11 protein-coding genes are annotated in these 12,041 nt (G+C 71.4%); 4 read left to right on the plus strand and 7 right to left on the minus strand.

All coding sequences use genetic code 11. The features are described 5' to 3' along the window. Nucleotides 1–162 precede the first annotated feature (162 nt). A complete protein-coding gene (locus ABCR94_RS34985; RefSeq protein WP_347125073.1) occupies nucleotides 163–1,161 on the minus strand; it encodes an SGNH/GDSL hydrolase family protein in 999 nt (332 codons plus the stop codon). A gap of 158 nt (nucleotides 1,162–1,319) precedes the next feature. Between ABCR94_RS34985 and ABCR94_RS34990 the strand changes: the two genes are divergently transcribed. Further along, nucleotides 1,320–2,714: a cystathionine beta-synthase gene (locus ABCR94_RS34990; protein WP_347125075.1), complete on the plus strand. Its 1,395-nt coding sequence runs from the start codon at nucleotides 1,320–1,322 to the stop codon at nucleotides 2,712–2,714. A 322-nt stretch (nucleotides 2,715–3,036) separates the two neighbouring features. Here ABCR94_RS34990 and ABCR94_RS34995 read toward each other — a convergent pair whose 3' ends face one another. Continuing rightward, nucleotides 3,037–3,456, minus strand: coding sequence for a hypothetical protein (locus tag ABCR94_RS34995; RefSeq protein ID WP_347125076.1), 420 nt, complete (start codon nucleotides 3,454–3,456; stop codon nucleotides 3,037–3,039). Between the two features lie 400 nt (nucleotides 3,457–3,856). Between ABCR94_RS34995 and ABCR94_RS35000 the strand changes: the two genes are divergently transcribed. Both ABCR94_RS35000 and ABCR94_RS35005 read left to right on the plus strand, forming a co-directional pair. Beyond that, on the plus strand, nucleotides 3,857–5,371 hold the full coding sequence (locus ABCR94_RS35000; RefSeq protein ID WP_347125078.1) for an aromatic amino acid ammonia-lyase: 1,515 nt from the start codon (nucleotides 3,857–3,859) through the stop codon (nucleotides 5,369–5,371). Nucleotides 5,372–5,428: 57 nt separating this feature from the next. Beyond that, nucleotides 5,429–6,265 carry a MurR/RpiR family transcriptional regulator gene (locus ABCR94_RS35005; protein ID WP_347125079.1) on the plus strand — a complete coding sequence of 279 codons (837 nt, stop codon included), beginning with the start codon at nucleotides 5,429–5,431 and terminating at the stop codon, nucleotides 6,263–6,265. Nucleotides 6,266–6,384: 119 nt separating this feature from the next. On the opposite strand, the gene ABCR94_RS35010 is transcribed toward ABCR94_RS35005, so the two are convergent. The 5 genes from ABCR94_RS35010 to ABCR94_RS35030 all read right to left on the minus strand — a co-directional run bounded on the left by ABCR94_RS35010 (nucleotide 6,385) and on the right by ABCR94_RS35030 (nucleotide 10,117). Further along, nucleotides 6,385–6,762: a hypothetical protein gene (locus tag ABCR94_RS35010; protein WP_347125081.1), complete on the minus strand. Its 378-nt coding sequence runs from the start codon at nucleotides 6,760–6,762 to the stop codon at nucleotides 6,385–6,387. Between the two features lie 149 nt (nucleotides 6,763–6,911). Beyond that, a complete protein-coding gene (locus ABCR94_RS35015; protein WP_347125083.1) occupies nucleotides 6,912–7,304 on the minus strand; it encodes a roadblock/LC7 domain-containing protein in 393 nt (130 codons plus the stop codon). A gap of 38 nt (nucleotides 7,305–7,342) precedes the next feature. Then, entirely contained in the window at nucleotides 7,343–8,095 is a 753-nt protein-coding gene (locus ABCR94_RS35020; RefSeq protein ID WP_347125167.1) for a transcriptional regulator, read from the minus strand. Between the two features lie 17 nt (nucleotides 8,096–8,112). After that, entirely contained in the window at nucleotides 8,113–8,496 is a 384-nt protein-coding gene (locus ABCR94_RS35025; RefSeq protein WP_347125085.1) for a roadblock/LC7 domain-containing protein, read from the minus strand. 262 nt (nucleotides 8,497–8,758) lie between these two features. After that, on the minus strand, nucleotides 8,759–10,117 hold the full coding sequence (locus ABCR94_RS35030) for a type III PLP-dependent enzyme domain-containing protein (protein WP_347125087.1): 1,359 nt from the start codon (nucleotides 10,115–10,117) through the stop codon (nucleotides 8,759–8,761). Nucleotides 10,118–10,237: 120 nt separating this feature from the next. Between ABCR94_RS35030 and hutU the strand changes: the two genes are divergently transcribed. Next, nucleotides 10,238–11,917: a urocanate hydratase gene (gene hutU / locus ABCR94_RS35035; RefSeq protein WP_347125089.1), complete on the plus strand. Its 1,680-nt coding sequence runs from the start codon at nucleotides 10,238–10,240 to the stop codon at nucleotides 11,915–11,917. The last annotated feature ends 124 nt before the right edge of the window (nucleotides 11,918–12,041 follow it).

The following is a 12,041-nucleotide window of genomic DNA, read 5'->3' on the forward strand; positions in this document are numbered from 1 at the left end:
CCCGGCGGCGCGGCAGGCACCCGGCGGCCTCCTGCCCCGGCGGCGGTGTCCGCACCTCCGCACGGGCCGGCCCGCGCTGCGCCCCCGGGCGGCGATGGCAACGCGCCTGCACCCGCACCCGAGGGCGGGCAGGCAACGCACCCGCACCCGCACCGCCGCCTCCTACGCCCGGTGGGCCTCCGTCGGGGTCGGTTCCGCGTTCGGGAGGGTGGGGAGGCGCCTGCGGCGGCGGTGCTTGAGCAGGGCCCAGGGGCCTCGGGCGCCCGTGACCTCCGTGCCCGCTTCCGCCGCCGCTTCCGCGGCCGCCTTCGCCACCGGGAGCATGTCCTCGTCGCGCGAAGCGTCCAGCCGGTCCGATTCCGGCCAAAGACCCAGCACCGCGCAGAGGGTCGGGAGCACCGCCATCGCCGCCGTCGCGTATCCCTCGGCCGACGGGTGGTAGTTGTCCGGGCCGAACAGCTCCCGCGGGTTCGCCAGGAACTCCGGGCCGAGCAGATCGCCCAGCGACACCGTGCGCCCGCCCTGCTCCACCGTGCCGATCGTCTGCGCCGCCGCGAGCTGCCGCGAGACCCGGCGGGCCAGCCACCGCAACGGCTGGTAGACCGGCTCGATCGTGCCGAGGTCGGGGCAGGTGCCGACCACCACCTCCGCGCCCACGGTCCGCAGCCGCCGCACCGCGGACGCCAGATGCCGAACCGACTGGGTGGCCGGCATCCGGTGCGTGACGTCATTCGCGCCGATCATGATCACGCAGACGTCGGGCCGCCGCGCCGGATCCCGCAGCAGCGCCGTGACCTGGCGCTCCAGGTCGTCCGACATGGCCCCCGGCTGCGCCACATTGCGCAGCTCCACCGGCCGCTCCGCCACCGCAGCGAGCCCCGAGGCGAGCAGCGCCCCCGGCGTCTGGCCCGCCCGGCGTACGCCCTGGCCGGCCGCCGTGGAGTCGCCGAGCATGCCCAGACGCAGCGGCGGCAGCCCGGTGTGCCCGCTCAGGGGCATCCCGTACAGGCCGTCCCCCGGCGGCGGAACCGGGGCCGAATTGCCGCCCACGGACCGCTTCGCCAGCTGGACCTCGGCGAGGAAGAGCCCCACCGCCGCCGCACCCACCAGACCGATGCCGCCGCCTCCGTACGCCGCGCCCGCAGCGATCCGTCGTGCCACCCTCGCCCTCGACACAGTCGCAGCCACCTCCTCGATGCCTCTCGCTCACCTGCTTACTGCCCGGTAGCGGGTGCTGTTCAATCGCGCCTGAAGGTGAACGCGCGGTCCCCGCGACACTTACGCTGGTCCGCACCATCACGGAGACCCCGGAGAAGACCGTGCAATTTCACGACTCGATGATCACCCTCGTCGGCAACACCCCGCTTGTGCGGCTCAACACTGTGACGGCCGGAATCCAGGCAACAGTCCTGGCCAAGGTCGAATACTTCAACCCGGGCGGGTCCGTGAAGGACCGGATCGCCCTGCGCATGATCGAGGCGGCGGAGGAGAGCGGCGCGCTCCAGCCCGGCGGCACGATCGTGGAACCGACCAGTGGAAACACGGGTGTCGGTCTCGCCATCGTGGCGCAGCAAAAGGGCTACAAATGCATTTTCGCCTGCCCGGACAAGGTTTCGACAGACAAGATCAATGTGCTGCGCGCGTACGGCGCCGAGGTCGTGGTCTGCCCGACCGCGGTCGACCCCGGCCACCCCGACTCGTACTACAACGTCTCGGACCGCCTGGTACGGGAGACCCCCGGCGCCTGGAAGCCCGACCAGTACAGCAACCCCAACAACCCGCGGTCGCACTACGAGACCACCGGGCCCGAGCTGTGGACGCAGACGGAGGGGAAGATCACCCACTTCGTCACGGGCGTCGGCACCGGCGGCACGATCTCCGGGACCGGGCGCTACCTCAAGGAGGTCAGCGACGGCCGGGTCCAGGTCATCGGCGCGGACCCCGAGGGCTCCGTGTACTCCGGCGGCTCCGGCCGGCCGTACCTCGTCGAGGGCGTCGGTGAGGACTTCTGGCCGACGGCGTACGACGCGACCGTCACGGACGAGATCGTCGCCGTGTCGGACAAGGACTCGTTCCAGATGACGCGGCGCCTCGCCAAGGAGGAGGGCCTGCTCGTCGGCGGCTCCTGCGGGATGGCCGTCGTGGCCGCGCTGCGCGTCGCCGAGCGGCTCGGCCCCGACGATGTGGTCGTCGTACTGCTGCCGGACAGTGGGCGCGGATACCTCAGCAAAATTTTCAACGACGAGTGGATGGCGGACTACGGCTTCCTGGAGGAGTCCGGTCCCTCGGCGAGCGTGGGTGACGTCCTCAAGTACAAGGAGGGCCCCATCCCCAAGCTGGTGCACATGCACCCGGAGGAGACCGTCGGCGAGGCGATCGAGGTGCTGCGCGAGTACGGCGTCTCGCAGATGCCGATCGTGAAGCCGGGCGCCGGACACCCGGACGTGATGGCCGCCGAGGTCATCGGTTCGGTCGTCGAACGGGAGCTGCTCGACGCCCTGTTCGCGCAGCGCGCGTCGCTGGGCGACCCGCTGGAGAAGCACATGAGCGCTCCGCTGGCGCAGGTCGGCTCGGGCGAGCCCGTGGAGGACCTGATGGCGGTGCTGGGCTCCAAGGGCGGCCACGACGCGGCGATCGTGCTCGTCGAGGGCAAGCCCACGGGTGTGGTGAGCAGGCAGGACCTGCTGGCGTTCCTGGCCCGGGAAAGCAACTAGCGGGACAGTAGTCGGCGGGGCGGCGAGCAGTGGGCGGGCCGCGTCCCGGCTTCGCGAAAGTGGTACGAGCACGACACGTCCGCGCAGCACTGGCTTAACACGGGTCGGGCACATTGGTTGTTGTCGGCGTCAAGGACTACGGAGCGGCTCCCGGACCCCTTGGACGCCATGGACACGCAATCCGGCCCCGACCCGGACCGTGTTCCTCGTGGGGACCGCCGTCGTCCCGACTCCCGGGCAACCGGGGGTGCGGCGGTCCCCGCGGCAGCTTTCCGGCGGACCTGGCGGGACCCCGATTCTGCTCGGGTCCCGCCAGGCCCCGTCAGTCCTCCCAGTCGGACTTCTCCCGCGCCCGCCGCTGCATCCACGGCCAGCCCCGTGCCGCGTGCACCGCGTTGACCCCGACGATGCCGATCCAGCTGATTACCAGGCCCGGGGTGTCCGCGTTCACCGCGCCGATCGCCGACAGCGGGATGGCCAGGACCAGCGAGATCGCTCCGAAGCCGAACCGCTCGCCGAACCCCCGCCCCCCGTGGGCCGGTTTGGCGCCGCCCCGGGCGACCACCATCTGCTGCTCGGCCAGCTGACGCCGGACGCGGCGGTCCACCGCGCTGTCGAGGCGCTGGTCGACCTTCTCCAGGAATGACTCGATGAGCGCGGACTCGTACTCCGGGCCGAGCTCCCTGCGCGCTTGCAGGGTCGCGTCGAGTTCCTTTTGCAGCTCAGGGTCGCGGGCTTCCATGCTGTTTACGCTACGGAGCGGGCGCAGCCGGGTCAGTGGGGGTAACCCCCCTCTTTCCCTGGGGCAGCCCGGCCTGCGAGCGGCCCGCTGATCCCTGCTGAGGTGACGCCGCTGAGGTGACGCCGGCGTGCGCTCGCGCTCGCGTTCCTACTTGCTCTTCGTGAGCTTGTGGTCGGCCGCCCAGTCCGCCGCCACGTCCTCCGGGTCCTTCTTGTCCTTGTCGACGATCGGGAAGCGTTTGCGCACTGCGTCAAACTTGATCATCGGTCATCCCTTGCCGGGGCTGTATATGGTCATGCAGAGTTCTGCCTATCTGAATAGATGTCAATGCTCTGAGGTAAATCACTGGTTACGTTCGACCGGTGGGCGAGATGAGCTGTCCGAAAGGAGGCGTTTGTGTATGAAGTCGTCCCACATGGTGGACTCCGAGGAGCTCACCCAGAAACCGGCCGCCATCGTTGTCCTCGACGGTCAGAGCCTCCCCGTCGGTGATGTCGTCCGCCTCGCCCACGGCGCCGCCCGTCCCGTCCCCGGCACCGAGGCCATGAAGCGCGTCGAGGAGTCCTGGCACGCCGCCCGCGAGCTCGCCGCCTCCGGCCGGGTCTACGGCCGCTCCACCGGCGTCGGCGCCAACCGCTCGGAGACCGTGCCCACCGGCGCCGCCGCCGACCACGGCCTGCGCCTGCTGCGCAGCCACGCCGGAGCCGTGGGTAACCCGCTGCCCGCCCGCGAGGTCCGCGCGATGCTCGCCGTCCGCGCCAACCAGCTGCTGGCCGGCGGCGCGGGCCTGCGCCCCACCGTCGTCACCGCCCTGTGCGAGGCCCTGGAATCCGGCGCGTACCCCGTCGTCAACGAATACGGCTCGGTCGGTACGGGCGACATCGCCGCCCTCTCCCAGCTCGGCCTCGCCCTCGCCGGCGAACACCCCTGGGAGGGCGGTACGCCGCCCCGGGCGCAGGCACTCGACAACAATGACGCCCTCGCGATGATCAGCAGCAATGCACTCACTCTGGGCCAGTCCGCGCTCGCCCTGGACGAGCTGCGCCGCCTGGTGGCCGCGACCCAGGTCGTCGGCGCGCTCTCACTGCTCGCCGTCGACGGCAGCTACGAGGCGTACGCCGAGCCGGTGCACGCGGCCCGGCCGCACCCAGGATCGTACGCGGTCGCCACCACCATGCGCCGCCTGCTCGGCGCCCCCGAGCGGCCCACACCGCCGCTGGGCCGCATCCAGGACCCGTACGGCTTCCGCTGTCTGCCGCAGATCCACGGGCCCGCACAGGACGCCGCCGACCTGCTGGAGCGCACCCTCGCCGCCGAGATCAACGCCGCCGCTGAGAACCCGCTCATCCGGGCCGACACTGCGCTCAATAGCAGCCCGGCCGCGTACCACCACGGCGGTTTCTACATGGCCCAGCTCGCGCTCGCCCTGGACCACTTCAGGCTCGCCATCGCCCAGACCGCCCGGCTGTCCACATCGGGGCTCTCCGCGCTGAACGAGCCCGGCTTCACCCGCCTGCCCCCCTTCCTCGCCGACGGGGAGGCGGCCAGCTCGGGCGTGATGATCCTGGAGTACGCCGCCGGGGCCGCCCTCGGCGACCTGCGGGCCTTCTCCGCCCCCGCGTCGCTCGGCCACGCGGTGCTCTCCCGCGGCGTCGAGGAACAGGCCAGTTTCGCCTCCCTGGGGGCCCGTCAGACCCTGCGGGCCTGCGACGCGTACCGTCACGTCGTCGGCTGCGAACTCGTCGCCGCTGTAAGGGCGTTGCGCCAGCGCGACCTGCGGATCGACCCCGGTCTGCCGGTCGGCCTGGCCTTCGACCTGGCGGACGCGGCACTGGAACCGGACGTCGTGGACCGCCCGCTCACCGATGATGTGAGGGTGGCGGCCGCGCTGCTCGACCAGTTCGCGGACCTTTAGCGGATGACCTTTTGCGGCTGACCTTTAACGGATGAACGGACCTTCGAGGGGGATGGCATGAGCGACAGTCCTGCCGCACGACTGCAGCAGCTCTTCGAGGGGCACCGGCTCACCCCGACCCAGCGGCGCATCGCGCACTGCATGGTGCGCAAGGCCGCCGATGTGCCGTTCCTGTCGAGTGTCGAACTCGCCGAGCTGGCCGGCGTCAGCCAGCCGTCCGTCACCCGGTTCGCCGTCGCGCTGGGCTTCGACGGCTATCCGGCGCTGCGCAAGAACCTGCGGGAGGTCGCGCCGACCGGTCCCTCCGGCGGCGAGGACACGTACAACGAGTACCAGCAGGCGGTCCAGGCCGAGATCGAGAACCTCCGCCACCTCGCCGAGCTGCTCGCCGACCCGCGCCCCGTCGAACAGGCGGGCCGGCTGCTCGCCGCGTCCCGCCCGCTGCCCGTGCTCGGCCTGCGCGCCGCCTCCTCGCAGGCCCGTGGCTTCGCGTACTTCGCCGCCAAGGTCCACCCGGACGTACGCCTGCTCGACGAAGGCGGCACGATGCTCGCCGACCGCATCGACGCGGCCCGCCGCGCGGGCGCGAGCGCCCTGCTGTGCTTCGCCCTGCCCCGGCATCCCAAGGAGGTGCTCGAAGCGCTGGCGTACGCCAGGGACCAGGGCCTTGCCGTGGTCACGGTCGCCGACTCCGCGTTCGCCCCGGTCGCCGGGTACAGCGACCTGCTGATCCCGGCGGCGGTCGGCACCGGCCTCGCCTTCGACACCGCGTGCGCGCCGATGCTGCTGGGGCGGGTGCTCCTTGAGGCGATGTGCGACAACCTGCCGGACGCGCAGGCACGGCTTGAGGAGTTCGACGCGAAGGCGGCGGCGCGGGGTCTGTTCGTGGAGTGAACGCGGGGCGACGCCGCGCCGGGCCCGTCGGCGGCGACACCACTGACGGGCCCGGCTGACGGGCCAGGCGGCCCTCAGATCTCCAGGCCTCAGACGTCCAGGCCTCAGATCTCCAGGCCTCAGACGTCCAGGTCGGCTTCGATCTTCTTGAGCTGGTGGCGGGCCATTGCCAGGTTCGCCTGTGAGGAGTCCAGCGCCAGGTAGAGGAAGAGACCGCTACCGGTACTGCGCGACTTCAGCAGCCGGATCAGGTGGTACTGGCTGCCGAGGGTGATCAAGATGTCCTCGATCTCGTCCTTGAGGCCCAGGTGCTCCATGGTGCGCACCTTGGCGCGGACCACGTCGGTGTTGCCCGCGGCGGCGACGGTCAGGTCCAGGTCCTTGCCGCCGCCCACGGTGCCGAGGGCCATGCCGCTGGTGTAGTCGACGAGGGCGACGCCCAGGGCGCCCTCGATCGCGGTCATTGCCTGCTTGAGTGCAACTTCGGTCTTGGCCATGGTGGTTCTCTTTCTCTTTCTGTTTCCGGGACTTCGGTGAGCCGTCCGGGGTGGGAGATGGGGTGTGTCGGTCTCTATCGGTCTGTGCCGGTAGTGGTCGGTCGTGCTCTGTCGGTAGTGGTCGGTCGTGGGTCAGGGCTGGTCGTTGGTCAGGGCTGGTCGAGGCGATCGAGCGCGCCGTCGATCAGTTCGCCCAGGCGTGCGCTGCACCGGCGGGCCTCCAGGTGCAGGCGGCCCACGTTGATCCGTGGTTCCGCGAGGAGGGTGAGGACGGCCGCGGAGCCCGCCGCGTAGGTGGCGACGTATCCGTGCTCACCACGCACCAGGAGTTCTCTGAAGTCCCCCTGGCCGGTGGCCTCGGTCAGCCGTATCGACACCCCGAGGGCGGCCGCGGTGAGTGCCGCGATGCCCTCCGCCTCCGCGGTCGCACAGTCCTGGGCCAGTACGAGCCCGTCGGTGCTGGCCGCGAGCGCGCCGGTCAGTTGGGGCACCCTGGCTCTCAACCGCCTTAGTTCTTGCAGGACTTCCGGTTCCGTCGACATCAGTTGTCTCCTCTCGGCGCGCTGTCGGAGGGCGCGGATCACAGGGCCTCCAATGCGTCGCGAAGCCGGCGCAGCAGAGCGATGTCGGGGTCGGTGGCGGCGCACTCCGCCGACACACGGGCGGCGACGGACGGCCGGGCCGGCGGCATCGATGTCCGGGACGCCACCTCGACGACGCCCGCCGCGGCCAGCCTGCGGATGTCGATCAATGTGTGGAAGGCGGGCCTGCCCAGGGCGCGGGCGATGTCGGGCGGAGTGCGCTCGCCGTCCGCGAGGTCCAGAACGGTCCGCTGTCTGGAGGTGACGGGTGTGCCGCGCAGATGCCCGGCCGTCCGCACGACGGGTGAGGTGTCGGTCTCCTGATGCGGCCAGATCCGGTGCAGCAGTTCCCGGCGCCGCCAGGTCTCCCGGTCCACGGCGTACGCGGGTACGGGACGCACGGGGCCGATCCAGTGGGCCACGCCGTAGCGGAAGTGGGTGGGCTCGCTGCTGGGGGCGAGCGCGAAGTAGGCGGCGTCGTACAGCGCACCCAGATGGCAGATCTCCAGTTCCCCGTCGGCCACTTGGCCGCTGTCGACGAGGAAGCGGCCGACCTGGCTCTTGGCGCCCGCCTCGTCGATGGCCCGCCGCCACCCCTCGGGGCGCAGGCGTCCCGAGGCGATGAGGAGGACCTCGATGCCGGGTGATGCGGGGCTCTCCGCGTGCACCACCTCACCGTCGATCAGATACAGGGTGCCGCGGTCGCGGAGGAGCGCTCCGGTCGCGCGCTCCTCCGCGAGGCGCACGAGCATGGGGGAGACTGCGGTTCTCACACGAGGACCAGCCGTTCGGCGAGATCGCGCAGCCGGATCCGGGCGAGAGCGAGATTGCCCAGGTCGCGGTCGAGCCAGAGGTAGAGGAAAACCGTGCTGTCGAAGGCTGTTTCGACGAAGCGCAGCAGGTGGTAGCCGGAACGGTTGGTGACAATGACGTCCTCGACGGGCATTCCTTCTCCCGCGTCGGGGGAGAACACTGGATGTTCGGTGGCCATACGGGCCAGCTCCGCCGTTTCGGCAGCGGTGACCTCGTGGTCGCTGTTGGGGGAGTCCCCGACCGTGCCGAGCGCGAGCCCGCTGGTCCAGTCGACCACCGCGGCTCCGCGGGCGCCGGGTAACAGCATGGCTTCGAGCAGACACTCATCGATTCCGGGCACGCCGAAATCCCCTCCCCAGGTGTGGCGCCTTGCGGTAGCGAGGACGCTACTCAACGTGCGTGTGCCTAGGCAGAGTTCTGGTGATTCCCGGCGGAACCTGCCCGCCGGTGGCTAGAGTCCGGAACTCCTGCGGTCGTACGGGGTGACTGGAGCGGGACATTGGCGTGCGCTGCGCCCGCTTTCGGCAGGCGCGTACACCTCGGTCTTTCGGCGTGCGCGCACGCCTCGGCGATCCGGGTGCGGCCGCCTCGTGCGGGTGGCGTCAGGGTTGGTGGCGCAGGAGCGCGTCCGGCTGCGCCCCGCCGGACTCCGCGACGATCTCGTCGAGGGTCTGCGGGGCTCGTACGAGGCTGAAGCGCACTCCGCCCGGGGTGACGGTGAAGCCGTAAATGCCGGGCCTGGCAAGGCTGTTGTACGTGTAGTGCGCGGCCAGGTAGTACGCGCCGGTGTCCAGTGCCGCCACCTGATCGCCCTGTTCGATGAGCGGGAGCGGACGGTTCTCCGCGAGCAGGTCGCCCGCGAAACAGGCCGGTCCCGCCACGTCCTGGGCGACGGCCGGGCCCGGTTTGGGGTGGCCCTTCGCGTCGTACGTGGCGATGCGCAGCGGCCAGGACGCGGGGTCGTAGACGGTGCGCGTCGCGATCTGGACGCCCGCGTGGCTGAGGGCGATGGGACGGCCGCCGGAGGTCTTCGTGTACTCGACGCGGGTCAGTACGGTGCCCTGCTTGGCGAGCAGCGAGCGGCCGAACTCGGTGACCAGGCCGTAGCGCCCGTCGAGCAGGCCGGGCACCTGCTGCTTCAACAGCCGGGCGTAGTCCGCGAAGGTCGGGGTCTCGGCGTCGGACAGGAGATTCACCGGCAGGCCGCCGCCGATGTCGACGGTGTCGATCTGCTGCCGGCCCGCCGCCGTGTTGATCTCCTCGGCGAGCGCGTACGCCTCCGCCACACCTCGGGCCATCAGCTCCAGCGGGAGGCCCTGCGAACCGGAGTGGGTGTGCAGCCGGGTCATCCAGGGGCGGTCCAGATAGGCGCGTACGACCCATTCGCGGGCGCCGGGATCGCGCAGCGCCACCCCGAACTTCGAGGTGGCCGTGGCGGTGGAGAGCGCGCCGATGGAGCCGCCGCCGATCTGCGCGTTGACGCGCAGGCCGATGGGGGAGGTGGTGGGGGCGGAGCGGGTCATGGCGTCGATGCGCGCGAGCTCCTGGGCGTTGTCCGCGTTGACCGCGATGCCCAGGGCGAGGGCCTCGCGCAGCTCTGCGGGGGTCTTGGCGGGGGAGTCCAGGACGGTGTGCTCGGGGCGGACGCCGGCGGCGCGGGCCAGGGCCAGCTCGCCGGGGCTCGCGACCTCGGCGCCGATGCCCCCGTGCTCGTACAGCAGCCGCAGGACGGGGACCAGCGGTGTGGCCTTCACGGCGAAGGCGTGCAGGACCGGGGTGCCGGGCGGGGTCACCTCGGCGAAGGCGGCGCGCAGCGCGGTGGCGGCGGTGCGGATGCCGGTGATGTCGAGCAGGCCCACGATGGGGTGGCCGGGGCCGGTGATGCCCTGCTCGACCGCGGCCCGTACGGCGTGGTCGCGCCGGTCGGCGGGGCTGGTGTCCGGGCTGTTCTCCGAAAGCATGTGATCCAGCCAACCACCCACCGCGACAGGACGCGGAGGGGCATGCGTATTGACTAGCTCTATTCAGCTGGTCAGGATGTGAATAGACAATGCAATAGTCGTCATGCGAGGAGGCACACCATGTCAGGACCCCGACCCGTACGGGCGCCGCGCGGTACGGAGCTGAGCGCCCTGGGATGGCCGCAGGAAGCCGCCCTGCGCATGCTCCAGAACAACCTCGACCCCGAGGTCGCCGAGCACCCCGACAAGCTCGTCGTCTACGGCGGCACGGGCAAGGCGGCACGGGACTGGCGCTCCTTCGACGCGATGGTGCGCACGCTGAAGACCCTGAAGCAGGACGAGACGATGCTCGTCCAGTCCGGGCGTCCGGTCGGCGTGATGCAGACCCACGAGTGGGCGCCGCGCGTGCTCATCGCCAACTCCAACCTGGTCGGCGACTGGGCCAACTGGGAGGAGTTCCGCCGCCTGGAGCAGCTCGGGCTCACCATGTACGGCCAGATGACCGCCGGATCGTGGATCTACATCGGCACCCAGGGCATCCTCCAGGGCACGTACGAGACCTTCGCCGCCGTCGCCGCGAGGAGGTTCGGCGGCACCCTCGCGGGCACCATCACGCTGACCGCGGGCCTGGGCGGCATGGGCGGCGCCCAGCCGCTCGCCGTGACGATGAACGACGGCGTCGCCATCTGTATCGACGTCGACCCGCGCGCCATCGACCGCCGCATCGAGCACCGCTACCTCGACGTGAAGGCCGACAACCTGGAGCACGCGCTCCAGCTCGCCGTCGAGGCCCGCGACGCCCGCAAGCCGCTCTCCATCGGCCTCCTCGGCAACGCGGCGGAGCTGCTGCCGCGGATGCTCGCCGAGGGCGCCCCGGTCGACATCGTGACCGACCAGACCTCTGCCCACGACCCGCTCGCCTACCTGCCGCTCGGCATGGACTTCGACGACATGGAGTCGTACGCCGCCGAGAAGCCCGCCGACTTCACCCTGCGCGCCCGTGAGTCCATGGCCAGGCACGTCGAGGCCATGGTCGGCTTCATGGACGCGGGCGCCGAGGTCTTCGACTACGGCAACTCCATCCGTGGCGAGGCCCGACTGGCCGGCTACGACCGGGCGTTCGACTTCCCCGGCTTCGTCCCCGCGTACATCCGCCCGCTCTTCTGCGAGGGCAGGGGCCCGTTCCGCTGGGCGGCCCTCTCCGGCGAGGCGTCGGACATCCACAAGACGGACCAGGCGCTCCTCAAGCTCTTCCCCAAGGACGACTCCGCGCAGAACGCGTCGCTGCACCGCTGGATCAAGCTGGCTGGCGAGCGCGTCCAGTTCCAGGGCCTGCCCGCCCGGATCTGCTGGCTCGGCCAGGGCGAGCGCGACAAGGCGGGCGCGCTCTTCAACGACATGGTCGCCGACGGCACCCTTGCCGCCCCGCTCGCCATCGGCCGCGACCACCTCGACTGCGGCTCGGTGGCCTCGCCGTACCGCGAGACCGAGGCGATGAAGGACGGCTCCGACGCGATCGCCGACTGGCCGCTCCTGAACGCCATGGTCAATGTGGCGTCCGGCGCGTCCTGGGTCTCCATCCACCACGGCGGCGGCGTCGGCATGGGCCGCTCCATCCACGCCGGCCAGGTCTCGGTCGCCGACGGCACCGAGCTCGCGGGCGAGAAGCTGCGCCGCGTCCTGACGAACGACCCTGGCATGGGTGTCATCCGGCACGTCGACGCGGGCTACGAGACCGCGGAGACGGTCGCCGCCGAGCGCGGCGTCCGCATCCCGATGCGCGAGGGCGACCAGGCGTGACCAAGAACCAACCCGTCAGCGACCGGACCGACACCCCGGCCGCGAGCGTCCCCCCGACCGGCACCCGGGCCGCGGGCGCCCCCCCGACCGGCTCTGCGGCCGCTGGCCCCGCTCCGACCGGCTC

The sequence above is a fragment of the Streptomyces changchenzhani genome (genome assembly GCF_039766235.1).
Lineage (GTDB): Bacteria > Actinomycetota > Actinomycetes > Streptomycetales > Streptomycetaceae > Streptomyces.